General features: G+C 31.9%; 27 protein-coding genes. All 27 read left to right on the forward strand.

Annotated elements, in window-relative coordinates; translation table 11 throughout:
• Nucleotides 1-11 precede the first annotated feature (11 nt).
• The 27 genes from CPG45_RS08350 to CPG45_RS08485 all read left to right on the forward strand — a co-directional run bounded on the left by CPG45_RS08350 (nt 12) and on the right by CPG45_RS08485 (nt 26,072).
• The gene (locus tag CPG45_RS08350; RefSeq protein ID WP_096231474.1) at nt 12-203 is read left to right on the forward strand and encodes a type II toxin-antitoxin system HicB family antitoxin; all 192 of its coding nucleotides are present in this window, start codon (nt 12-14) and stop codon (nt 201-203) included.
• Nucleotides 204-401, forward strand: a complete 198-nt coding sequence (locus CPG45_RS08355; RefSeq protein ID WP_096231475.1) for a hypothetical protein — start codon at nt 204-206, stop codon at nt 399-401.
• Nucleotides 402-515: 114 nt separating this feature from the next.
• Complete coding sequence (locus CPG45_RS08360; RefSeq protein ID WP_096231476.1) at nt 516-1,094, forward strand: CpaB family protein; 579 nt, start codon at nt 516-518, stop codon at nt 1,092-1,094.
• A gap of 45 nt (nt 1,095-1,139) precedes the next feature.
• Nucleotides 1,140-3,272: a preprotein translocase subunit SecA gene (locus CPG45_RS08365; protein WP_096231477.1), complete on the forward strand. Its 2,133-nt coding sequence runs from the start codon at nt 1,140-1,142 to the stop codon at nt 3,270-3,272.
• 3 nt (nt 3,273-3,275) lie between these two features.
• On the forward strand, nt 3,276-4,118 hold the full coding sequence (locus tag CPG45_RS08370) for a stalk domain-containing protein (protein WP_172856520.1): 843 nt from the start codon (nt 3,276-3,278) through the stop codon (nt 4,116-4,118).
• A gap of 68 nt (nt 4,119-4,186) precedes the next feature.
• Nucleotides 4,187-5,902, forward strand: a complete 1,716-nt coding sequence (locus CPG45_RS08375) for a radical SAM/SPASM domain-containing protein (RefSeq protein WP_172856523.1) — start codon at nt 4,187-4,189, stop codon at nt 5,900-5,902.
• A complete protein-coding gene (locus CPG45_RS08380; protein ID WP_096231480.1) occupies nt 5,853-8,621 on the forward strand; it encodes a hypothetical protein in 2,769 nt (922 codons plus the stop codon). Before CPG45_RS08375 ends, CPG45_RS08380 begins: the two co-directional genes overlap by 50 nt.
• A gap of 44 nt (nt 8,622-8,665) precedes the next feature.
• Nucleotides 8,666-9,313, forward strand: a complete 648-nt coding sequence (locus tag CPG45_RS08385; RefSeq protein WP_096231481.1) for an AAA family ATPase — start codon at nt 8,666-8,668, stop codon at nt 9,311-9,313.
• Nucleotides 9,310-10,494, forward strand: coding sequence for a TadA family conjugal transfer-associated ATPase (locus CPG45_RS08390; RefSeq protein WP_231968667.1), 1,185 nt, complete (start codon nt 9,310-9,312; stop codon nt 10,492-10,494). The genes CPG45_RS08385 and CPG45_RS08390 overlap by 4 nt, the downstream gene beginning before the upstream one ends.
• Nucleotides 10,495-10,498: 4 nt before the next feature.
• Nucleotides 10,499-11,404 (forward strand): type II secretion system F family protein, encoded by a 906-nt coding sequence (locus CPG45_RS08395; protein WP_157732362.1) that lies wholly within the window; start codon nt 10,499-10,501, stop codon nt 11,402-11,404.
• A gap of 10 nt (nt 11,405-11,414) precedes the next feature.
• Nucleotides 11,415-12,197, forward strand: coding sequence for a type II secretion system F family protein (locus CPG45_RS08400; RefSeq protein WP_096231483.1), 783 nt, complete (start codon nt 11,415-11,417; stop codon nt 12,195-12,197).
• 13 nt (nt 12,198-12,210) lie between these two features.
• Entirely contained in the window at nt 12,211-12,666 is a 456-nt protein-coding gene (locus CPG45_RS08405; protein ID WP_096231484.1) for a hypothetical protein, read from the forward strand.
• 158 nt (nt 12,667-12,824) lie between these two features.
• Complete coding sequence (locus CPG45_RS08410) at nt 12,825-13,742, forward strand: stalk domain-containing protein (protein WP_157732363.1); 918 nt, start codon at nt 12,825-12,827, stop codon at nt 13,740-13,742.
• Between the two features lie 66 nt (nt 13,743-13,808).
• Complete coding sequence (locus CPG45_RS08415) at nt 13,809-17,936, forward strand: DUF11 domain-containing protein (RefSeq protein WP_096231486.1); 4,128 nt, start codon at nt 13,809-13,811, stop codon at nt 17,934-17,936.
• 173 nt (nt 17,937-18,109) lie between these two features.
• Complete coding sequence (tnpA, locus tag CPG45_RS08420; RefSeq protein WP_096231487.1) at nt 18,110-18,520, forward strand: IS200/IS605 family transposase; 411 nt, start codon at nt 18,110-18,112, stop codon at nt 18,518-18,520.
• 6 nt (nt 18,521-18,526) lie between these two features.
• Nucleotides 18,527-20,167 carry an RNA-guided endonuclease InsQ/TnpB family protein gene (locus tag CPG45_RS08425; RefSeq protein WP_096231488.1) on the forward strand — a complete coding sequence of 547 codons (1,641 nt, stop codon included), beginning with the start codon at nt 18,527-18,529 and terminating at the stop codon, nt 20,165-20,167.
• A 262-nt stretch (nt 20,168-20,429) separates the two neighbouring features.
• Nucleotides 20,430-20,612: a flagellin gene (locus CPG45_RS08430; protein ID WP_096231489.1), complete on the forward strand. Its 183-nt coding sequence runs from the start codon at nt 20,430-20,432 to the stop codon at nt 20,610-20,612.
• Between the two features lie 31 nt (nt 20,613-20,643).
• On the forward strand, nt 20,644-20,826 hold the full coding sequence (locus CPG45_RS08435; protein ID WP_096231490.1) for a flagellin: 183 nt from the start codon (nt 20,644-20,646) through the stop codon (nt 20,824-20,826).
• A 31-nt stretch (nt 20,827-20,857) separates the two neighbouring features.
• Entirely contained in the window at nt 20,858-21,040 is a 183-nt protein-coding gene (locus tag CPG45_RS08440; RefSeq protein WP_096231491.1) for a flagellin, read from the forward strand.
• A 63-nt stretch (nt 21,041-21,103) separates the two neighbouring features.
• The gene (locus CPG45_RS08445; protein WP_096231492.1) at nt 21,104-21,298 is read left to right on the forward strand and encodes a hypothetical protein; all 195 of its coding nucleotides are present in this window, start codon (nt 21,104-21,106) and stop codon (nt 21,296-21,298) included.
• Nucleotides 21,299-21,587: 289 nt separating this feature from the next.
• Entirely contained in the window at nt 21,588-21,782 is a 195-nt protein-coding gene (locus tag CPG45_RS08455) for a hypothetical protein (RefSeq protein ID WP_096231493.1), read from the forward strand.
• 45 nt (nt 21,783-21,827) lie between these two features.
• Nucleotides 21,828-22,244, forward strand: coding sequence for a hypothetical protein (locus CPG45_RS08460; protein ID WP_096231494.1), 417 nt, complete (start codon nt 21,828-21,830; stop codon nt 22,242-22,244).
• A 34-nt stretch (nt 22,245-22,278) separates the two neighbouring features.
• Entirely contained in the window at nt 22,279-22,767 is a 489-nt protein-coding gene (locus CPG45_RS08465) for a hypothetical protein (protein ID WP_157732364.1), read from the forward strand.
• Nucleotides 22,768-22,779: 12 nt separating this feature from the next.
• A complete protein-coding gene (locus CPG45_RS08470; RefSeq protein WP_096231496.1) occupies nt 22,780-23,580 on the forward strand; it encodes a peptidylprolyl isomerase in 801 nt (266 codons plus the stop codon).
• A gap of 11 nt (nt 23,581-23,591) precedes the next feature.
• Nucleotides 23,592-24,158, forward strand: a complete 567-nt coding sequence (locus tag CPG45_RS08475; protein ID WP_096231497.1) for a hypothetical protein — start codon at nt 23,592-23,594, stop codon at nt 24,156-24,158.
• A 13-nt stretch (nt 24,159-24,171) separates the two neighbouring features.
• A complete protein-coding gene (locus CPG45_RS08480; protein ID WP_096231498.1) occupies nt 24,172-25,257 on the forward strand; it encodes a TadA family conjugal transfer-associated ATPase in 1,086 nt (361 codons plus the stop codon).
• Entirely contained in the window at nt 25,257-26,072 is an 816-nt protein-coding gene (locus tag CPG45_RS08485) for a type II secretion system F family protein (protein ID WP_096231499.1), read from the forward strand. Before CPG45_RS08480 ends, CPG45_RS08485 begins: the two co-directional genes overlap by 1 nt.
• Nucleotides 26,073-26,074: the final 2 nt, after the last annotated feature.

Here is a 26,074-nt window from a genome sequence, read left to right on the forward strand (position 1 = left end):
AGGTGATGACAATGCCTAAAAAAGACAACAAGGTTGAGATTATGAAACTGGAAGATGACGAAGGCTATTTGGTGTATGTGTCTAAACCGCCTAACTGTATGAGTTATGGCAAGACGCCTGAAGAAGCCTTAAGGAATCTTAATGATACTATCAAATACTTAATTAAGACTGCAAAGGAACTGGAAAAAGTTAAGGTGATATAAATGTTTGCAGATAATGCAAGAATTAAGGTTGTCAAAATCAATTTTAAGGGTTGTGAAGATGAGCTTTTTTTTGCTAGCTTGATTGACTATCCTCGATATTCAGGCTCTGGCAAAACTTCTGAAGAAGCAATTCAAGATTTGTATAATAAAGTTAAATATCAAGTAGAAGAAGCAAAAGAGCTGGAAAGGCTGCTGTAAATGGTATGCGCATACCTTAAATTGTGGACAAGTATGTGCATAAGTATGTTAATAAGTTAATAAGAAGTGTGAACAAGCAGGCTCGATGCCTGCTTTTTTTATGGAGGTGATAATTTGAAAAGTAAAATATTTAAGTTGGCAATATTGCCTGCTCTAATAGTACTGGTAATAACATTTGTAATAATCAGTACACAAACATCAACAAGTACAATAGTAATTGCCAAAGCAAATATAAGTTCAGGAACAATAATAACAAATGACAATGTAAATGAGCTGTTAACTACAAAGACTGTTCCTACATCAAACGTTCCAGAAGGCGTTATTAAAAGTACAAAAGATGCATTAAATAAAAAAATTAATGTAACACGTTTGAAAGGTGACTATATTTTTAAAAGTACTTTTCAGGAAGCTAAAACAGAACTTAAAACTGGAGATGTTTTAATACCTGTTGAAATACCAGCTTCTTTAAAAGACTTTATTGCAGGCAATTCAGTTTTAACAGTACAGACATTATCAAATTCACCTGATGTACCAGCACAAACAATTGAAGACTTAACAGTAGAAACAGTAATTAATGTAAATGACTCATCAGGCAAACACATATATGCAATATTAAAAACAACTAAGGATAAATCTGTTGCTTTAGCACCATTTTTAAGCAATAAAAGCTATCAAGTGATTGTAGAAAAATAGCAAGGCAAAAATAAGCCTTGCTATTTCTTTTGGAGGAAAGTTGCTATGCTTTATAAATTTATAAATAAAATAAGACTAAAAAATATTTATAGACAAATTAAAAAAGTAGAGAAATATAACGTCGAAAATATGTCTAATGAAGATTTGAAACAAGCATATAAAGAATCTCAAAATATTATTTGCAAACTTGCTGTTGTACAAGAAGCAGTATATAGGATATTAAAAATAAGACCTTATAAAGAACAGTTAATGTGTGCTTATGCTTTATATAAAGGACATATAGCAGAAATGCCTACAGGAGAAGGAAAAACTTTGGTGGCAGCGATAGTAGCACTTTTATTAAATGATATCGTTCATATAGTGACAGTTAATGACTATCTCGCTAAAAGAGATTATATATTAATGAAACCACTTTATGATTTCTTTGATGTTACAGTTGATTATAATTGCAAAAACAAAAACAAGAAGAATTTGTATGCTAATCAAGTGATATATACATCAAGCAGTGAACTCATATTTGACTATTTAAGGAATGAATTAAAACCTGTATTTCAATTTCCTTTAAACAACGTGATAATAGATGAAATAGATTTTGTTTTGTTAGATAATGCATTATCAAAATTTTCAATTGCAACAAGTAAATACGAAAATATAAATATAAAAAATTTTAAAATAGCAAAAGAAATAATGCCTATGTTTAAGTGCAAAGAAGTTAGCAGAAGAAATTTTAACAACTATGTTGAAGAAGAAGATGTACATTGTGTTTATTCAGAATATTATGGTACTGCATATTTCACAGAAGAAGGAATGAAACTAATCGAGAAAATTTTTGGTAAAGATACGTTTTATAAAAACATTGATTTATATAAAGCACTTCTTGCTACAATTGAAGCAAATTTATTGTTTAAAAACGGAAAAGATTATATAATTCAGGATAATCAAATTGTATTGATAAATCGTGCAAATGGAAGAAAAATGGTTAATAGTAAACTTGATGCTCAACTTCATACAGCAATAGAAATAAAGGAAAATGTTCCAGTGACATTAAAAAACTCTCTTAATTATAGTATGTCATATCAGGTATTCTTTAAAAAATATAAAAATATGGTTGGTATGAGTGGTACTATATATTCAGCATATAAAGAATTTGAAGAATTGTATAAAGTACCTACAGTTGTTATACCAAGTCATAATGAAAGTAAAAGAATAGATTATGCAGATTTAATATTTAATACAAAAAAAGAAAAATATGAATATTTGCTTTATAGTTTAAAATATAAAAGAAATAAAAATCAGCCTATACTAATAATAACAGGAAATGATGAGGAATCAAATAAAGTACATGAAATGCTTAAAAATAATAATATTCACTCTAATCTCTTAAATTCATATACAGAAGATTTGGAAGATGAAATAATAAGAAAAGCTGGAATACACGGTGCAATTACAGTATCAACAAACATGGTTGGGAGAGGAACTGATATAAAAATTGATGAAGAAACAAAAAAGAAAAATGGTTTAAAACTGATATGTTTAAATAGGTTTTTAGATAAAAGAATCGATGATCAAGTCAGAGGACGTACAGCTAGACAAGGTGATATTGGCGAATGCATATTTTATATATCTTTGGAAGATGACATATTTAATTATATGAATAGCAGCGAATATAAAAAATTTATCAAGTCTATTAAAACTACTAAAATAAATATAACAAAGATATTAGATAAAATACAAAAAGATATAAATTTAAGAAACTATAAAGTACGTAAAATAAATTACATTTTGGATTTTATATTAGAGCAGCAAAAATTATCTATTGAAGCATGGAAGGAATATTTAAAAGAAAAAGATATGAATTTTATTTTGAAAGACGTGGAAAATAAAAAAATCAAAAAATCAGTATACAATAATTATTTATCATTTGGAAAAGAACTTTCTACTAAACTTTATTTAAGTCTTGTCGATTTTATTATAAGTGAGCAATATTTATTATTACGAAGTGATATGGAAGATATAAAGCATTATTTGCAGTATTATAATTTATCTGAAAAAGATGCTATAACCGAGTATGAAAGAATATGCAATAAGCAAGTCGATAAGTTTAAAGACATCACTTTGGAACTGATTGAAAATCATTTTGCTACTGCCAAAATTGATAAAATTAGATGGGGAGGTTGATATTTGATGAGAAGAATAATAATTATTTCACTTTTTATTTTATCAATCATAATTTTTTCATTTGCTTATGCGGAAAGTAACGGTCAAAAAACTTCTAATTCTATTACAACACCTGTTAGTGTATCGGATTTACTTCTTAATAAAGTTGCAGGATATCCTGATATAAAAATTTATAAGTCCAATATTAAAATATATATTGAAAATAAACTGGTTGATTTTGAAAAGATTTATGGTGCATCTCTAATAAGTATTAATGGAAGAATAATGCTTCCTGCAAGAGCATTTACTTATTATAATGACGGCATAATGAGTAATTCGGATGGTACACCACATAATTCAACGTATGTTCAATACTATCCAGACGTACAATTTAAAACAGATATGCCTAAGATGATGAGAACAGATGGTATAAAAAGCGGTACATGGATTATGTTGCAATATAATGTACCTAATTCAGAATATGAATATCATGCTAATATGATACAAAACTTTCAGTGTGCAACGTCTTATTACCAAAAACATGGCAATGGATTTGAGATTTCTCATAAAACATACAAAATGGATATTCCTCCTTTAGTAACTGATATAGATGGTGGAACAACATATTTACCATTAAGAGTGCAAGCATATTTATTTGGTTTTGGTGTTAAGTATGATGCACAGAATAATGCAGTTTATATAAGTAAAGATATACCACAGGAATTTGGAGATGGCATAGAACTATTAAAAAATGATCCACAATATCAAGATCAGTATGTTGGTGAGAATGTCAATATGTATATGAATTATGGTACTTATCTTCAAAACGGTCAAATAAAAAATATTCCAATATGGGACGGAAAGTAAGATATAAATAATTCCTCCAAAAAAAGAATCACTTTAGAAGTGGTTCTTTTTTTTTTGGAGGTGTTATGATGAATTATAAAAAAATAATAAAAGAATACCTATCTGACAATAAAATAGAGTTTGACACAGATAATAGTTTTACAAAAATAATAATTATAACAGATAAACAAGATAAATGGTTCTATTTTGCAAAACGTGTAAATGAAAATAATAAAATTATAAATGTTAAAAGTGCAGATAAAGAACATATTGAAGTAATATTTGATAAGAAGAACAAGAGTGCATATCAGCGGTTTTACAATGCACTTTTAAAAAAATATTACACTGTTGCGCCAAAATTAAAATATTTTTCAGTTTTGATAAAACCTACGCACCGATGTAATCTTGACTGCAAATACTGTTATGATAAACCTTACAGAGAGAGAATAAAAAATGACATGTCATTTATAACATTAGACAGGATATTTAAACTTTTGTCAGAATACACAGAACGATTGCAGCTTATTTGGCATGGTGGAGAGCCTACTATGGTTGGTATACAGTGGTATATAAAAGCTTATGAAGAAGTAATATCAAAATATCCGATGCTTGAAATAGATTCTTATATAATGTCTAATGGTATCAATTATAATGAAAAATGGTTTAACATTTTTAAGCAATATAAGATTTCTCCTGGTATGTCTTACAATGCAATGTATCAAGAAAAATTAAGAGTATCGAATCAGAAAAATCAAAATTCAGAAGCTGATAAAAAAATAAATCAAAAGTTGGAAGATATATTAAAACTTTCTTCTGAAATTGGTCCTAAAATAGGTACAATAGATGTAATAACAAAAGAAAATTATAAGGATCAAATTCAAATATATGAATACTATAAAAAAATTGGCATTAGTACCAGTATGAATATGGTATTTCATACAAAACAGACAGAAAAAAATGATCTAGAATTATCGCCTGAAAAATATGAAAAGGAATTTATAAAGTATTTTAAATACTGGCTGTATGATAAAAATGGTACTTATGAACGTTCCGCTGCTGAAATGCTTTCAATTGTTATTGGCGATATGAATGGCGCAACTTGCAGAAACCACGATTGCCGTTATCATTGGATAGGTATAAATCCATTAGGAGAAATTTATCCTTGTGACAGATACTATCCTGAAAAATATAAAATGACTACAGTATTTGATATAAATAGTATTGATGAAGCATTTAACACTAAAGGCTATGAAACTTTTGTAAAAGAAATACAACAGCGTTTTGATACAACTTGCAAAAAGTGCGGTTATTGGTTTGCCTGTCATGGAAGTTGTAATGCTTCTGCTATCGAGTCTACTGGAAGTGCTGCTGGAGTTGAAAAAAACTATTGTGAGTTTTTTAGGCGTGCATATAATGATGTCTATGATATTTTAAGAGATGTGGATATAATACACGATGAAAACCTAAATCCCTATGCAAGAGATATTATGATAAATAAAGGATTTTATAGCGTTAAGGATATTTATGATGTATTAGAAGAACTTGGCAGGAATATCACATTAACATATGATAAAAATGATCTTTTAAATTGTTCTGAATATAAAGTTTTTAGAGGCATTAATTTTATGACAGATACAGGTACAAAGTATAGTTTTCATGTTGATATTATTAAATCGCAGAAAACTAAAGATATAAAAGTTAATGAACAAAAGCGAAAGGAGGACTTGATAAAATATTTGATGGAGGTGGCAAAAGATGCCTATAATGACCGAGTTTCAGAATTTTGCAGTAATGGCAGTGTTTGATACTACTGCTTTTCAAAATTTCATTAAAAGTGTGCAAGATACTCAAAGAAGTCAACCGCAGACTGAAATAGTAAACACGCATACGGATACTAATCCGCATACAGATACTAATCCTCATACTGACAATCTCGGTACGTATAATCAGTATTCACAGCACAGTGATACAGGACATTATCATTCTGACAGTACACCACATGCTGACAGTCCAGGAAGTCATACTGACAGCACTCCTCATACAGATACACATTCAAATTCCAATAGTTATAGCAATAATAATTCAGATCATTATGATTCGCCAGGTGGCAGTCATACAAATACGCATTATGATGGTAATACACACATGGATAATGGTCAAGCTACTGGAACACATTATAATACACATGATGATCGTGCTGTCCATAGTGATGGATATGCTCATACTGATAGGTATAATCAATGGAATACTCATACAGATACTAACGGAACTCATACTGACAGTACATCACATAATGATTATCCCGGCAGTCATAGTGACAGTCCTTCTACTCATAGTGATTCCAATCCGCATACTGATTATACTCCGCATACAGATACAACAACACATACAGATACAGCAACACATAACAATACTGGATTTAACCATGATAATTTTGTTCCGTCATCGCCAGCATTTTTCAATGTAGATTCAGTGTTAAAGGGAACTGTAACAATTGGTCTTTATAGTTATGACAAAAATATAGATGGGTATGGAACACAAGATACAGAAAGTAAAACAGTATATTATGATTTATATATAAGAAAAGTGATGAATTTGGATGGTTCCAGCAGTGTATCAGCATGGCAAACGCTTATAAATAATCTAATTCAGGATGCAGATGGAGGACTTACGTATAATCTAAATACTGTTGATCCTTTAGGAATTGGAAATACTGTAGTAGGTGCATGTGATGGATATTATGAAATCAAAGCAGTAGCAAGAAATTCTCCACTAAACGGGGTAACTTTCCAAAGTTCAGAAAAGGTAATAACAGTATTAATACAACAAAATGCAGCACCCGAGATTACAGTTCAAAACGGAAATGAATTCATTAACTTTATATTTAGTTATGATGGTGCAGTTAATCCGTCTGGTGAATATAAAACATATGATAAATTATATCCAGATCTGCCACAGATTCATAATGATGTAATAATAACACCACATAATGATATATCAACACACACAGATAATATTATACAACCGCATCAGGATATTCAGTCACAACATGCAGATATACCAGCATCACAGCATAATGATGATGTTGTGCACCAAGATATAGGTAAGAGTTATGCTCATCAAGATATAACACCTCATACTAATACTCCTGCAACTCAACATGCTGATAATATGTCACAACATATTGATATAGCATCACAACATCAAGATACGACATCAATCCATACTGACCAACCCTCGCAACATAACAATACAAATAGTCTAATGAATAATTATCAAAATTGTATATTTGTAAAATTTACAATGAATGATCCAGATACTGACAATTGGCAGAAAGGACAGGCATATTTGATTTCCAGCGATGGTTCAGTTATTCCTAATACTACAGTAGACATTGTTTGGGACAATGGAAGCACAATAACTGCTTCAGACGGACAGAATAAAACAGGTTACGCTTTTATACCAGCAAGTGCATTTACTTCACAAGGTATAAGCTATAAAAATGCAAAAGTTGTATTAAAAGTGCAGGATTTTCTTGACTCTAACTGTACAAAGCCAGCAGGTGCAACGGTAGTACAATCAACAATATCAAGTACAGACCAGACACAATTACTTGTTAATATTGACGTTGTCAAACCACATGCAACATTATTGCAAGCAAAGAAAAATTCAGACAACAGTCTGACTGCTTACTACTATATTATTGATGATTTTCCTAATAATGTTCAAACAGCCGAATATGCAGTAACTAATTCATCATCAAAGCCACAAACATGGCAGACTGCTGTGCCTTATCAAACAATAACTAATACAATTAATCGAGATGGTACTTGGTATATACATTATCATGCAATTGATAAACTTGGCAACGAAACTTATGGATATTTTGGACCTTATACAGTTGACGTAACAGCACCTACAATAAATGCTTCATACACTATTAACAGCAATAACATAACAATAAATGTAACAGCTTCTGATCAGACTACAGGAGTGCAATATATTACTGTAGAAGGTATTGGAACGTCTAATAATTCAAACAAAGTAAATCCATATACGGCAACATTTACTGTACCTTTAGTTCAGCAAACTTATACAATTGATGCATATGACTATGCAGGCAATAAGGCAACTACTACACTTACCGTAGTTCCAATGTCATTAACTCCATCAATGCAAACTGTTTATGCAGCAGGGCAGGCAATGATAGTGCAAGTAAATGTCACTGGAAATCCTGACAGAGTAACAGCTCAAATGTGGTATAATTCAAATGATTACGGAAATACTGGTACAACATCTCTTGTAAATAGAGGAAACGGTCTGTGGAGTACAAGGCACAATTCATCTGAAGGTTACGATACAGTTGTTATAATTCCTAAAAATACTCCTGATGGAACTTATAACATAACAGTTACAGCCAACAAGAGCGTAAACGGTCAATTAATAACAAAATCAATAACAATACCAATAACAGTAAAAGGAACAATATATGACTACTATCATAGTGAGACCAATGGACAATAGACAGGCTTTGACCTGTCTATTTTTTTGGAGGTGTAATAAGAAAAATGATAATATCAATATTTTCACCAAAAGGTGGAGTAGGAAAAACAACGTTAACTTTGGCACTTGCAAATGTAATTTCAAAAGAGAAAAGAACATGTGTGGTTGAATATGACTTTTCTCCTGGTGATTTTCCTGCTTTATTAAGTGTTTCTGAAACTAAAAATATTTTAAATGCGTTAAATGATTTAGATGGTTCAATACAAAGACCAGAAGGAAGAAATTATGATGTCATAGTAGGTGCATATCCTGATGACTATGAAAAAATTGGTTCAAATGATGTTATACGGCTTGTAACTGAATTAGAAAAAAGATATGATGTAGTCTTATTTGATATTCAACCAGGCTTTATAGAAAGCTGTATAGACGTCATGGGAAAATCCGAAAAAGTTATATTGGTAGTAGAAGATGAATTAAGAGTCGCTGCAAGAGTAAATAGTTTTTTGGATTGGCTAAAAATTAACGAATTAAGTGATTTAAGCAATTATTTTTACATTAAAAACAAAAGCGTGTCTAATCAGTTACAATACATTGACAAGATACGTTATAAACTTCCGATTTTGTATTCTGTGCCTTTCATAAAAAAGTTAAAAGGTATAGATGACAAACATTTAATAAAATACATGACGAAAGCAAAGGAGGCAATCTTGTGAGCTTAACAGAAAGAATTTCAGAAATAAAAAAAGGTGTAAATTTCTATAAGGATAAAATGTTGCTGGAATATGTACGTAATAAGGTTTTGCAGTATGATGTCGCAGGCAATGTGACGGAAACTAGAAAGTTGTGTGATAAGTTTGTTGAAGAATATTGCAATGAACACTACACGGATGTGCCTGATAAAAACTTGTATGATTATGTGTATAATCTATTATTCGGATTAGGACCTGTTGAAAAGCACTTAAAAAATCCTGATGTAACTGATATATGGGTAATGGGAACGAACATTATCTATATGGAAAACGGTGAGAAAAAAGATGACACAGAAACTTTTATGAGTAATGAAGATGTGATCCGTGTAATAGAAAAAATTGCAGGACAGACAAAACCTCCACAGACTATTAATGCACAGTTCCCTTCGGCAGATGTTGAGCTATACGACGGTTCACGTGCACTTTTGATAGTACCTCCTGAATCGTTAGTACCAGTGATTACAATAAGAAAGCATACAAGCAATGCAAAAAGCTTGGAAGAATTGAAAAGCGGATATATAAACTTGACAGATGACATGATAGAGTATTTTAAAAATATTGTAACGGAAAGAAAAAACATACTTGCGGTAGGACAGACAGGTTCGGGTAAAACAACATTTTTGAATGGCCTTACATTTTATATTCAGCCTAAACACGTTGTAGCACTGCTTGAAGATACAAGAGAAATGAGCATACCTTTAAAGTATGTGTACAGCTTCAAAATAAGGAAAGGAACAGAAGATACAAAGCCTATTACATGGACAGATATACTTAATGATTGTTTAAGAGCGAATCCTAACAGAATTATAATAGCAGAAATACGTACTCCTGAAGCTGCTTATGAATTTTTGGATACTTTAAATTCAGGACATAAAGGTTCAATGACAACAATACATGCTTCAAGTACGGTATTAGCACTTCAAAAGCTTGAGATGAAGATAAAAGAGTATAAAGACATGGATGACCGTTCTTTAAGGACATTAATATCAAATACAATTGACGTAATAGTATATCTTGATGTTTTAGAAAATGAGGAAGGCGACAATATTGGCAGAGTTATAAAAGAAATAGTTGAGGTAAAAGGACTAAATTCTGATAACACGTATGATTTAGATTATGTTTATAAATACGAAGAAAGCAGGTGATATTTTGATAATAAGTGTGTTTGCTGCTGTATTGGTCTTTTTATTAGGACTTACTTTTCTTGCAATAAACGATTATAAAAAGTACCGCATACAGATACGTTTAAACAGGCAATTAATAAAGCCTGAAGAAGTACATTACAGTATGTTTCAAGGACTTGGAAAGTTTTATGATAAGCTTACTGAAAGCCTTGTCAGTGCTGGTATAAAAATAAAAACTGATGATTTTATACTTTATTTTTTATATGTTTCACTGACACTTTTTGTTATTACTATGATTAAGTTTGGTTTGATGTATTCAATACTTTCTATAGTTGTGTTAGTGGTACTGATTAAATTTTTCTTAAATAACAGAAAATCAAGCATAAGATTTAAGACTGAACAGGAATTTGGCGTTTTTGCAACTGATTTGGCTGTTGTGCTGCGTGTCAATCCTAATTTTTTATCTGCTATTTCTGATGTAACAAAGTATACTAAACCTATATTAAGAGAGCATTTAGACAAGGTAATAACAAATGTTAATTCAGGTATGACTATAGAAGATGCACTGTTAAGGTTTAAAGACGATGTTATATATTCAAGCATAATAACTTCGTGGATTGACAGTATCTTATATGCTATGGAGACAGGTGCAAATTTAATTGATGTATGTGCAAGTTCGGCTGAAAAAGTAAATAAAAAACTGCAAAGAGGTCTTAAGGTAAAATCTCTTACATCAAATACAAAAGGTTTAATAATTGCTATTTTAGGCATTATCTTAATATTTATACCAATTTTGATTTCAAGTTCTCCTGACTTTCAATCGGCGTATTCAACAGTAATGGGTCATATAATTCTATCCATTGTTTTAGGCAGTTTTGTGATTACGACTTACTTGATTTTGAAATCAATAGACAAGATGGTAAAAATGTGAGGTGTTCTTTATGATAGATAAATTGACAAGTTTTTTTAAGCCTTTTATAAAAAGGAGAATTTCTGAAGATTTTTTGAGTTCAATGGATCGGAACATAAAAACAATAGCAGGTGTAGACATAGCTTTGCCTGATACGAAAGGTTATCTTCAAGTTTTTGTTTTTCGTGTTAAAGACGTGTACGAAATGCTTTCTGTCCTTGCAGTGATGATATTTTTATCTGTTGTTTTTATTATGTTAGGTATTTTGAGAGGTATGGCAGCAAACGGTATTGTAATGGCAATTGCACTTATAGCATTGACACTTTCAAGATATACAGGCAAACTTAAAAAGTTTAAAGATCAGTTTCAAAGAGAGCTTCCTGATGTAATAGATGCTATGCTTCAAGGCTTGAAGGTTGGAACGCCTGTTGAAAGTGTTTTAGATTATGTATCAAAATCTAAAAAGAGCATAGTTACTCCTTTTTTAAAAGAGGTAGTTATGAGGATAAATGCAGGAGAATCTCTTCGTGACGCTTTAGACAATGTTTCACCAAAGACATTGTCGCCTGATTTTCAGCGTATAGCAAGGATTTTGTCAATGAGATCTCAAACAACAACAGATATAGTGAGTTCATTAGAAAGACTTCAGGAAAACATGGAACTTGAGCTTGAAACAAAAATAATATCTATGGCAGAAAATGCGCCTATAAAATATACACTTCATATATTTGTAGGCTACGTAATTCCGTTTATACTTGTAATTGTGTATCCTCTGATATTGATGATATTCAAGTTCATGGGTCAAGTCAGTTGAGGAGGAACAAGACATGTTAAAAGATGAGAAAGGTTCTGGTATGCTGTTTACAGTTTTTTATCTTGTGCTAATATTTGGACTTTTGATTATAGGCGTTGATTTATTTTATCAGGTAGGAACAGAAAGAGCAAATATTAATACTGCGTGTGTACAATCTTCAGAAAAAATCCAGTATTCTATATTGAAATCTCAAGATGGACAGAGCGGAAATGAGTACGATAATAAGCATATAGTTTCTAATTCATTATACTTTGACAAGCAAAATGCTATAAACATTGTAACTCAAGTATTCAATGAATATGGATATACTATTAATAACGTTGATGTTTCTTTAAATGACTATACTCTTACAATAACAGGCAACGTTGCATTAAAAACTAAAAATGTTTTAAACAAACTTACAAGAAATCAAACTTTATATGTACCTATAAATTACCATAGCAGAATATTTAAAAACTATCAGGAATAAGAGCAGGCTTGATGCCTGCCTTTTTTAATGCTTGTTAAGTTTTAGTACATCTATATATTGACAAAAACTATAAATAGGTGTACACTATATCTTGTAAGGAAAAATGTTGTAAGACATAAAAGTTGTAGTAAAATATTAATGAAGGAGTGATGCCACATATGAAGAAAACATTAAAAGTAGCATTAAGTGCATTATTAATAAGCACGATGTTAATACCAGCAGCAGGCTTTGCAGATAAAACATCAAATAGCGTAACATTAACGTCTACAACAATGACAACGACAAGTACAGCAAGCACGACAACTAATACGCCAGCAGCAAGTTCACATCATATAGCAGGACTTCCTAATGAGCCTGTATATGAGTCTAATCCGAACATATATATAGAAGGCAAAAAGGTTGACTTTAGAAATACTCAGGAAATACAAAAGGTTAATGGAACATATCAGGTTGTAACAGTTAACAGACCTATATTAATTGTTCGTGGACGTGTAATGATGCCTTTGAGAGCTTTTATATATTACATTACAAATTATGTGAACGTGGTTAAAAGTCAGGTGGGCGGTGCTGTTGGACCTCCTGATATTGTATACTGGGATCCTGGATATAAATCAAACAGACCTGATGGATTTATAATTAACTCTGTAAGGTATGATAATGAATTAAATGGTTCTGGTTATCCAATGCCTGCTGATCCGTGGAAGTTAGGCTTTTTTATAAGAATGCCATATATAGTTAAAGCTATAGACAATCCATATCATTATATGTTATTTAAGACTGATGTGCCACCTTTAATAATGGACGATGGTGTGACATACTTGCCGTTGAGAGCTGAAGCAAATGCCTTTGGATATGGCGTAAAGTTTGATCAGGCAACGAATTCAATATATATAAGCAAAAACTTGCCAATAGAATATGGAGATCAGTTCAAAAAAATTACTGATGTTGTACCGCCTAATGGTATGATATCTGGTAATGTTGGAGTTATAGCATTTGACGGTAACACAGGTCAATTATATACTATGACAGATACTTATGGAAATTACACAACTCAATATGTAGAACCGTGGAAATAAGGCAGGGAATATCCTGTCTTATTTTTTTGAGGACATAAGTCCTCTTTTTTATGGAGGTGATTTTTAATGATAAAAGACCTTCTAATATTTAAAGAAAGAGAGGAGGTGAAAAACAAAACGAAAAAAGCAATACCGCTAATATTATCAGGAATAATGATATTTGGCAGCATAGCATATACTCCTGTGAAAGCAAAAGCGGATACTCCTGCAATATCAGACAATGGTACAACATACGTGACAGTCCATATTCACAGAGAGCTTACAGCAGAACAATATCAAAAAATAAAAGCTTCAGGCGGTGATCCATCACACTTCACAGACAATACTTTTTCAATAGATGACCTGATAAAAGCAGGTGCAGTAATACCTGATGGTGAAAGAATTGTATCGGCAGAAGTAACAAGTTCGTCAAACGGACAGGCAAGAGTGATGTCAACATCAGACAGTGGATTGACAATAGGAACATGGGGCGGAAATGTAGAGCCTGATATGAACAGTCTCCAGTTTTCTTGGGCGCATATAAAGCACTACTATAGCTATATGGCATATTCATCTACTTTGATAGGTCAAGATGATCACTTTAAGATGCCACGTACATTAGGATATGATCAACTGTTTATGCAAATAACAAATCCGCCTGGAATAAACAGTATCTTAAAAAATTACGCACAAAATCCAGAAAATCCTAGTATAACAATAGATGGTGCAAATAGTGATAGTGATAAAGCAGGCTGGCAAGTTGCAACATTTGATGCGTCCAATATAGATCAGGCAAAAACAAGTACAACATATAAAAAAGATGGAATACCTGCAATACTCTTAAATCCAGATAAAGATTATACATCGCCTCAAGGTTATGTAAGTGATCAAGGTAAATATTTTGTCAATGATGCACCGCCTGTGTGGAGCAATACGGAAGGCAGCGATAATGTTAATTATGCTTCATGGGTACAAAAAACTGATAGTGGAGATTATCAATTTGGTAAAGGCAAGCAAATATCAAATATGCAGGTATATCCTCAATTTGACTTTTACCTTATGACAGAAGGCAAAACAGCAGCGTCACGATACGATACAAACTATGTAGCACTGTATTTTCCGCTTCATAAAGAAAGCAACGGAGAATATCTCTATTTAGGCGATCCAAATTCAAATAATGTTCCAAAAGAATTAATAGGACATGACTATAATAATTGGATACCAACAACACTAGCAGATCAAATAAATCCTTTGACTGGCAGTAAGTATGATTTAAGACGTGATCCAAATACAGGCATGTACTATCAGGTTCAGCCTAACGGACAATGGGGTTCTAATGGATGGTACTTTTTGAGATATGTGTATGATGAAACAACAGGAAAATATGTACCTTTAACAGACTTAAGATATCCTAATGGCAGTCCTGTGCAAATTGTATATGGTGATGGAGTACCTAATGCTCAAATAATAGGTGCGTCATATATTTTACTTCCTCCTCAATATAAAGGACATAAAATAAAAGCCTTTGTGTATAACACAGATGTAGGCTTTGATTTTGGTATTGATGTACGTGTAATGAAATCTAATAAGTACATTTTTGATACTGATGTAACGCTTAAAATAACATACTCAAATGGCAGTGGACTAGTGATAACAAAGACAGTAGACAGACCTTATATAAACATTGGAGAGAGCGACTACTATGAGGTGACAGTTAAAAATACATCAGATAAGCCTGTTGACAATGTTGTTGTAACTGACCAAATGCCACAAGGACTTAAATATGTAAGCATTGAGCCTTCAATTGGCTATTACAATGGATATATGTGGTATATAGGTACGTTAGAGCCTAATCAGACTGCTATATTGAAAGCAAATGTAATTGCAGTAAGCAACGGTGAATACGTAAATAGTGCAGTGGTAAATAATAAGGCAGCTTCTGCAACAATATTTGTCGGTGATTATCAGGCAACTGGAAACCTGACAGTATCAGAAATCCATACATTTGACCAAAACAACCATGACACAGCAATTATAAGCAAACCTCAATACGTCCATATAGCTGTTGATACAAAATCGCTTTATCAGTTTCATGGAACAGCAACTGCAAGGCTGTATATAAATCATAATCTAGTAAACACTCAAATAGTAAACTATGATCCATTCGGTGAAAAATCAGTCGATTTCGGTTCGTACTATTTGACAGGTACAGAACTGATAACAGCGACAATCGACTATAACAATCCAGTATATCAGGGCGATAATGATGGTTCTAAAGCAGGTGAAATGTTCCATAACACGGACAATGACAGGCTTTTAAAAGAAACACAATACAAAGACAATGTCCTTAATAAACAGCTTGAAGGCGGACAGAAAGAAGTATCTGGAGGTACATTAGATGTAAAATTTGATTTTACAGGAACTACAAAAAATCCTTATAACAACATGGACGAGGCTATGGTAGGTGACAGTATAGGCACTGTAAATTATACAGAGGATTCAAACTGGGTTTATGACAGGTATATTGTTGAAAGCCTTAATCACTACGTTGCAAATAGCAGTCCTTGGGGCACTCATCAGGAAAATCCGACAAGCCATAAGGTGCTTGTAAATCCAGAAAATGCGTCTTATACAGATAACTTTAATTGGTACTTGCCTACAAGTCCTTATCCAGGCGGACCATTAAATCAAGAATCAATATCGTTTACGACACTTCCAGTAATGCAAGGATCAAGCGGTTCAAATACAAATTATTGGACTGATTATTATCAGTGGAACGTAATAACAGGTTCTTATGTGAACTCTTGGTGGGAAGATTATGGATATTGGACGACAGAATATTATTCGTGGACTGATAGTGATGGCAACGTACATTTTGGCTCATATAGTTTATATCATCCTGTACCTGTAAAAGTATCATCCGGTCCTATAACGTATCAAGATTTAGGCAATCCTGAATATACGTCAACTGGAGTAACAAATTACAATGTTTCATGGGGTCAGATTAATCTGCTGCCTGTATCTGGCAAAAGATATGATGACGATCATTATAACATAGAAAGTTATTCATATGATATGTGGGTAACATTGACAGATTGGGATTATTACAAAAATCAAATGTACTGGACAGGTATACCGCAGCACTTCGGCATGGATAAAAAGCCGTTAAGAGTATATTACAACAATGCGCCTGTAGCTTATTTTTCAGTTGTAGGTGATGTAAACGGCGTTAATAAAAATAATAAAATATCTCTGCAAGACCTGTCATATGATCCTGATTTTGATCCTATTGTAGCTTGGAAATGGAATATAGACGGAAATGTGTTTACAGACAAAACAGCAGCAGAAAATTACTTAAATACGGTTGCGGTAAATCAGCCAGGCTATCATCTAATAAAGCTATCAGTTGAGGACAATCCAACAGGCAGGTATTCAAGATTAAAAGCAAGATGGTCTGACGTATATATGAAAACACTTCAGATATATCCTGAAAACAACTCTCCAGTGTCATATAAGGCACAAATAACGTTTGACAGAGATGTGGTATATACGTTATGGCATCCGTCAGTACCTTCAATAGCAATAGACAGTGAACAACATTCATTCTTAAAAGTGCATGTAAAAGTAACTGACATAGGCTATTGGACGTATGAATACGGAGTAAATGGAGAGAAAATATTGAGATTTGTACCGCTTGATTTGACTAAAGTAGATGAACCTGAAACACTCGTGGTGCGTTATAAGGACGCAGGCAGACAAACGATAACGCCTAAATACGTTAAAAACCTGAAACAGGACAAAAATAGTTTTGAATATGATGCGTATTTTGAGTATCCTAAAGCAGGACAGATTGACTTAAATGACATTTACTATGCTAATCAAGGTATAAATCCGTACACAAAAGATACAAAGATGGTATTTCCGTTTGAGGTAGAAAAGTACGGGAAAGTAGACACGCTTGTAAAAGACAATGTTGCAATCAATGCTTTTGATCCGACGTTTGCGAATCCTCCTGGACCTGATGTGACCTATTTTGAGCGTATACATGGACTTGGAATAGCACGTGTGGATCATTACTTGTTAAAGGACAACAAACTGTACCTTAAAATGCAGCCTGATCCTTTAATGAAACCTGTGCCTTTTATTGGACGGAAAGATACTCAAATAGACAATAAACTTGAATATGATGTAGACCATCAGGTTTATCCTTACTAGAAAGCAGGAGTACTTAATGTATTCCTGCTTTTGTTTTTTTAGGATCATAGGCGGGAATCCTCTCCAATTCATTGGAGAGATGAAAGCCGTTTTTTTATTATTACAATACCATGTGTAGAATCATAATGAATATAGATATTGAATATAAGTGAAAAATATAGTATACTATATGTATGGAAAAGAATAACTTAATTCATGCAAGGACATGTGTATACAATGTTAATTATCACATCGTTTGGTCTACAAAATATAGAAAGGAGGTATTGACTGAAGATATACAAGAATATCTCAAATCGTTGTTTGGTGAAATAGCAAATGACAAGGGATTTATAATAGCTTCAATGGAAATAATGCCAGACCATGTACATGTATTTGTATCCGCACATCCGCAAGTAGCACCTTCATACATTGTTAAAATGCTTAAAGGAATAAGTGCCAGAAGAACATTAATGAAGTATCCTGAACTGACAAAACAATTATGGAAAGGACATCTTTGGAATTCATCATTCTATATCGAAACAATTGGTTCCATATCTGAAGATGTAATAAAAAAATACATTGAACATCAAAAGACAAGGGGGTGAAATGATATGAGTGCAAAAACTAAAAGTGTATTTTTGTATGGTAAACCTACCAATATAAAATTAACTGAAATATTAACTATGCAAAAACTGTATACCCAACTTGTTAATACTTACATTGACCTTTTAATTAATAATAAAAATTTATACTTAACAATTTTTCTTAACAATAAAAAAGATAGTGAGATACGTCAATTCGAAAAAAATCAGCGAAATAAGTGTGGATTAAATTATCTTGGTTCGGCTTTGGGACAAAACGCATTTGATCATGCATTAAAAGAGTTGCATAATCATTTTATCAGAATAAAAAACTATATGTATGGCTTATACGTGAATAAGGGCGATATTAGCAATTTTATATCATCAACGACATTATTAAATGCTTCATTACTTAAACTCAATCCTTACGCTGAATTAAATCGATTAATAGATGTTAATCAAAAAATTATTGATGAGAAAAATGGTAAATGCACAAAAGAATATGAAAATAAGATATTGTTCTATAAAGAATTGCTTGCTATGCTTTATAAGCATACTAGTGAAGAAATACAATTCATGATGTCAACAGTACGCACAACATTTTTTGAAGAACTTGCTGCAAGAAAAATGCCTGAAATAAAAGACGCACCAATACAATTAGATTCAAGACTGTGCAAGATAGAAAAGGCAGATCATATAAAAGCGGATTATGTAATACGTGTTAAAACACTCAAAAAAGGAAAATGGATTGACATACCACTCAAGACATCCAATGATTCGGCGAGAAGGCTTAACCAATATAAAAATGGATCACCCACAATAAAAGTCTTAAAATCAGGTTTGATAAGAGTAAGCGTGCCAGTAGAAAAGAAAACAAAAGAATATAAATATGACAAAATCATTGGTATAGATGTCGGAGAAACAGAACTTATTCATACATCAGAAAACAAAATATATGGCAGTTTCAAACAAATGATAGAAATATATGATTTAACTGTTCTTCCTAAATTATCGAACAGAAGCAAATTAAAAGCACTAATGAGAAAATACAGGAAAGAAATCAAAAAGGCGAATGATGAAAACAAAAAACAGAAACTAAGGGAAAAAATAGGGAATATTAATAAAATGCTGCAAGGAAGAAAGTCTCTGAACCGTGTTCTGAGATCATATAATCATGCAGTCAATAAAGAAATATCTTCTGCCATTAAAGGATTTATAAATGACGTAAAAGGTAAAGAAATACTTGTATCAATGGAAGATCTGAATATACTGGAATTTGACCGTGGCAGGAAAAGCAACAGACGTGATACTAACTGGGCAAGAGGACAGCTGCTTAAAAAGATGCAGGAAAAACTGGAATGGCACGGGGTAAAATTTGTAGGAGTCGAACCTGCATATACATCACAGGAATGTCCCATATGTCATAATGCAAACAAGAAAAATCGAAACGGTAAACAATTCAAATGTATATGTTGCGGATATGAAGATGACGCAGATCACGTAGGTGCAATAAATATAGCAAAGAGAGCTGAAGACAAAGAAATAGCAGAAATAGTGGAGAAATACAAATATAATAAAAAATATAGGCATAATAAGCTAAAAATGTTGCTTAATGAAAGACATAATAAATATATGGATAGCGTAGCTATTACGCAAATAATAGCCATATGAACCTCTTACCTTCCATACGGGGATGAAGTATCGAGATTATTTGCTCATTTGCAGATAGCCGATATAGCACAACAGATTGGTTACTGTTTGTATCGAGGTAGGTAAATCATCTATGGGTATGTTCCATAGAACCGAGGACGATACAGAAGGGGCTTAATCTGATGCTCTCTACTTTAGTAGAGAGAGGTTCACGCACTCTTTTGAGTGCCTTTTTTTTTGTGCACGTAAAAGTGCCAATAAAAAATTTTTAGGAGGTAGTTTTATGAATTTAACAAATTTACTCAAAAAATCAAAGAAAGGTTCTGCGGAGATAGTTGCTTTTGCAATACTTTTGATCTTCATTGTAGTTGCAGCAGGACCACAGATTAAGCAGCTTGGTCAGACAGTAGTATCAGGTGTAACAAACACTAACACACAGGTACAACAGACTCTTGGCACAAATTAACAATAACACATAAAGTTTAGGAGGTGTTGCTATGAGTTTAACAGGTTTACTCAAGAAATCAAAGAAAGGCTCTGCTGAAATAGTTGCCTTTGCAATACTTTTGATCTTCATTGTAGTTGCAGCAGGACCACAGATTAAGCAGCTTGGTCAGACAGTAGTATCAGGTGTAACAAACACTAACACACAGGTACAACAGACTCTTGGCACAAATTAACAATAACACATAAAGTTTAGGAGGTGTTGCTATGAGTTTAACAGGTTTACTCAAGAAATCAAAGAAAGGCTCTGCTGAAATAGTTGCCTTTGCAATACTCTTAATCTTTATAGTAGTTGCAGCAGGACCACAGATTAAGCAGCTTGGTCAGACAGTTGTTAATGGCGTTTCAAATACCAATACACAAGTGCAACAAACATTAGGTACTCATTAATTTTTATATGCACTCCTTTGTGGGTGCATTATTTTTGTAAAAAAATTTTAAGGAGGTTTTAAAATGTTAACAAACATAAAAAACAAAGTTGTAAAATTTATTTCAGACAGGAAAGGTTCTGATGTGGTAACAGTAGTCGCAATAATAGCATTTGCAGTAGCAGTAATACTTTTTGCACTTCCTACAACAAGAGATGCAATAGTAAACTTTGTTTCAAATGTAATGTCAAAGTTAACAAGTACAGCAGTAGGAAATTAAGGCACGTAAAAGTGCCAATAAAAAAATTTTAGGAGGTAGTTTTATAGATTTAACAAATTTACTTAAAAAATCAAAGAAAGGCTCTGCTGAAATAGTTGCCTTTGCAATACTCTTAATCTTTATAGTAGTTGCAGCAGGACCACAGATTAAGCAGCTTGGTCAGACAGTTGTTAATGGCGTTTCAAATACCAATACACAAGTGCAACAAACATTAGGTACTCATTAATTTTTATATGCACTCCTTTGCGGGTGCATTATTTTTGTAAAAAAATTTTAAGGAGGTTTTAAAATGTTAACAAACATAAAAAACAAAGCTGTAAAATTTATTTCAGACAGGAAAGGTTCTGATGTGGTAACAGTAGTCGCAATAATAGCATTTGCAGTAGCAGTAATACTTTTTGCACTTCCTACAACAAGAGAAGCAATAGTAAACTTTGTTTCAAATGTAATGTCAAAGTTAACAAGTACAGCAGTAGGAAATTAAGGCACGTAAAAAGTGCCTTAATTTTTTTTTTAGGAGGTGTAATTTGTGTTTAAAAAGTTTTTAAAAGACAAAAAAGGCTCTGAATTTATAAATTTTATAGTATGGGTACCGTTTTTGCTTATATTAATTGTCGTTATTTCACAGATAGCTATAATGGGCTATGATCAAGTCGTCGTACAGGAAACGTCTCTTGTTGCTGCAAAGAGTGCTGCACAAAATCCTGACACAATAGAAGTTTCAGCACAGCAGGCAGCAGATAATTTTGCAGGCAAATTTCTTCCTGATTGGAGTGATAAATCAACAATAAATGTTAGTTATCCTGATACCAATCCAGGCAGTGAGGTCACAGTAACAATACATTATATATTTCCTAAATACGCATTTTACACAAATATTTTAAAGCGACCAAGCACTGATTATGTTAAAGGACAAAGTATGCAGATTATAGAGGAAAGACCGTGAGATAATGATATATTATTTAGGTGGTATTTTTTATATGCTGGTAAAAGTAATATATGTTTTTGACTTTCTGTTTGATATTTTAACAGCCTTTATTGAAATGTTTTTTAAAAGGCTTACTCCTGTATTTGTTTTGACTTTTGGAGAAATCAAACAGGGCATGAGCTTGAAACATTTATATAAAACTTACAGACGTTATGATTATTTTAAGAATAAAGATGTGGTACGCAAAAATATCATAAATGATTATATAGGCTCTTTTAAGGATATAGCTGAAAAGAATAAAGGCAAAACTTATAAATTTGCGACTAATATGTTTATATATAAAAACGTGCTTTTAAAACTTGAACAAGAACATATTCTTACATGTAAAAGATTAGATGATACCTTAATGATTATTCCTCAACCGTCAGAAAAACTTGTGTTAATGAGTTCAAAGACTGTATTAAAAAATTTATTTAATCCTGATTTTTATAAACAGGTATTTAAGCGTGAATATGTATATGTATATGAATTAACTTTTTGAGGAGGTGCAAAATTGAAAAAGATAATAATTACTTTGCTTGCTATTATTGCTTTTGCAGGTGGCTATCTGGTATATTACAATTCACTGCCTGTTGCAAATGTAAATGGAGAAAAAATAACTGTTTATGAGTTTAAAAAAGCATTAAGCAAGACAGAACAAAAAATTCAAGGTGTTAAAAACCAAAAGATTAATGGAAAGACGTTTAAAGAAATATATAAGGAACAATTATTAAACAACATGATAAATAAAAAGTTGATGCTTAATAAGTCACTTAAAGAAGGAATTAAAGGAAAAAATGACACTGATATAATAAATAAACTGATTGCAAAAAAAACAAGTTATGTAGGTGTATCTGATGATGAAATTAAAAAGTATTATGAACAGCATAAAAATGACTATGTATACGCAGATATATATAGGATAGATTTAAAAAATGAAAAAGATGCAGACAATGTTTTAAATATGCTAAACAAAGGCAGTAATTTTTCTGACTTGGCTAAAAAGTATTCAATAGATACTGCAACGAAAGATAATGGCGGTTATGTAGGAAATCTTCCATTAAGTCAATATTCTGCAACAATAAATTATAATTTAAAGTCTAATGGTGTGGTAGAAGTAAAACTTATTTCAGGCATATATGAGATAGTAAAAGTTGATAATATAGGAACAAAATCGCTTGATGATATTAAAGATTCTATAAAAGAAACACTTCTTGATGTAAAAAAACAAAATGCACTTAAAGATTTTACTTACAATTTAAGAAAAACCGCAAAGATTTCAATTAATAATTCTCTGTTAAATAATGTAAAGTGAGGTGTTGAAACTTGCAAAAAATAGTGTATTGGAGTGCAGCAGAGCTGACTTCAAAAACAGAACTTGCAATAAAAAGAGCTGAAAAGGAAAAAGGCAGAACGGTGTTAATTGACTTTAAAGAGTTTATACCTGACATATATAGATATTACGGACTTGAATATAAGTCTAAAACAGAACTTATTGCAATGTATGAAGGAGGACAAAGTGACATATCTCAATTTCTTAATAAAAAAAATTCTATGTATGTTTTTACAGGTTTTGATAAGTATGAGTACATGAAATTTACTCCTGAACATTTGGCATATATAATAAGCGTTCTCGATTTTGATATGGCTGTATTTGATGTAAATGCAGGTATATATTTTACTGATACTTATGTTGCCTTGAAATATGCTGATGAAATAAACGTGGTGATGGAACCTGACAATTTGTCTTATTACATTAATGCTGAAATGATAAAGTTTGTATGTGACAACTGGAAAATAGACAAAGCTAAAATGACAGGACTTATAGCAGGAAAACATGCAGACGTTGATAGCGCAAAAGAAATAACAGGCATAAAAGTTAAAAAAGTGTAAAGAGGGTGTTAATGTGCTAATAAATCCTTATGAAGTAGATTTAGATAAAGCTCAAGATGTTGACATAAAGGAAATATCTGACAAATTCACTTACGAAAAATCAAAAGTAATAAACGACTATTCCAGCAATAGGATCAGTGAAAGTGCATTAGACAATGAAATTATTGCGTTTTTAGCAGAAAGGAAAATATCAAGCGAAAAATTAAAAGATGTTAAGGATATGCTTTTTGGATATGGTATATTGCAGCCTTATATTGATGATCCAGATATTACTGATACATTAGTTAATGATCCTGAAACAATATTTATAAAAAAGTACGGAAATAAAATGAAGGTAAATAAAAGCTTTAAGAGTGAACAGGAACTATTGAAATACTGTCAAAAAATAGTTGCAATGAACGGCGGTACAATAAATCAAAATCAAGCACAGGCGGTTGTAACAGACAGATTAAGAAATTTGAGGATTGTAGTTAGTCTGCCTCCTATCGCTGCGAAATCACCTACTATCTGCATTAGAAAGCCTTCTGCGTCACAAAGCTTGTTAAATTTAGAGAAGTCAGGAATGTTTGATGGAAACACAAGAGAACGCTTAAAACAAATGGTAAAAAACTACAAGACAATAATTATAGCTGGCAAAGGCGGTTCAGGCAAAACTACTTTAATGGGTGCATTAATTAATGAAATTCCTTTAAATGACAGAGCGTTGTTGATACAGGAAACAATGGAGATCGTACCAAAGCATCCAGATATAATAACACAGTTAGTCAGAATATCAGATAATCCTGAAGTCAAAAATTATACATTGTTTGATTTGACACGTGCAGCATTGTTACAGAGCCTTGACAGGATTTTTATAGGTGAAATGAAAGATAAAGAAGCTTTTGACTTTTTTAATGCCGTTTATACAGGACATAAAGGTTCAATGGCAACAATACACGCTAATTCAGCAGACGAAGTTATAAACAGACTTCTTTATTTGATGAGCAGAGCCGATTCAGATATGAAAGAAGATACGTTAAGAGAAATGCTTGAAAATTCACTTGACGTAGTAATATTCCTTGAAAAATATAAAATCAAGGAAATAAAGGAGTTGAGATGATGATAATACTTGCCCTGATTCCTGTTGCAGCGGTTGTTATTTATCTTGTTTTAACTAATCTTGAGATAAAAGATAACAGCATAACAAATAAATTAGATGCTGTAATTAATGTCTTTGGTTTAAATAAATACAAATTAAACGGCAAAACAGTTTTTGTAATATTAATAGTTTTGTTAACTGCAATTGTTTTTAAAATGCTTTTTACAGGTTTTTATATGGGTATATTAGTTTTAGGCGTTGCTATGTACGCTTTAAATTATGTGCTTAATATGATTATAGAGAACAAAACAAAAAAAATAGACAAAATTTATTTAAACTTTTTAAACGTGTATACGAATTTTTTTAATACGTACAATAATTGTCCTGACGCTTTGAGAGAAGCTGGAAAATTTGTAGGCGAACCTTTAAAAAGCATTATTAAGCGTAATATGCTTTTATATGACACATCGTCAAAGACATTTTTAGAAACATTAGACGCTATTAATAACAGCGTTTTAAATGCTGAATTCAGAAAGTTTGTGAGTTTTACAAAAATATATGAAAAATATGGCGGAAATTATAATGAAATATTAACTCATTTAAGAGAGCAGGCATTGAAAAATATGCAGATAAGAACTGAAAGAGAGTCAAATGCAACTACTGCAACTTTTGTAATAGGCGGAACAATAGCATTAAGTTTACTTTCACTTATAGGTTTAAACCAGATGGATATAGATGTGCTGACACATACAATACAAGGCTGGGCAGTTATCGGATTTAATATATTTGCTTATATTGCTGGCATATATGTAATTAAAAATATTGCACAAAGCTGAAA

The organism is Thermoanaerobacterium sp. RBIITD, assembly GCF_900205865.1.
GTDB lineage: Bacteria > Bacillota > Thermoanaerobacteria > Thermoanaerobacterales > Thermoanaerobacteraceae > Thermoanaerobacterium.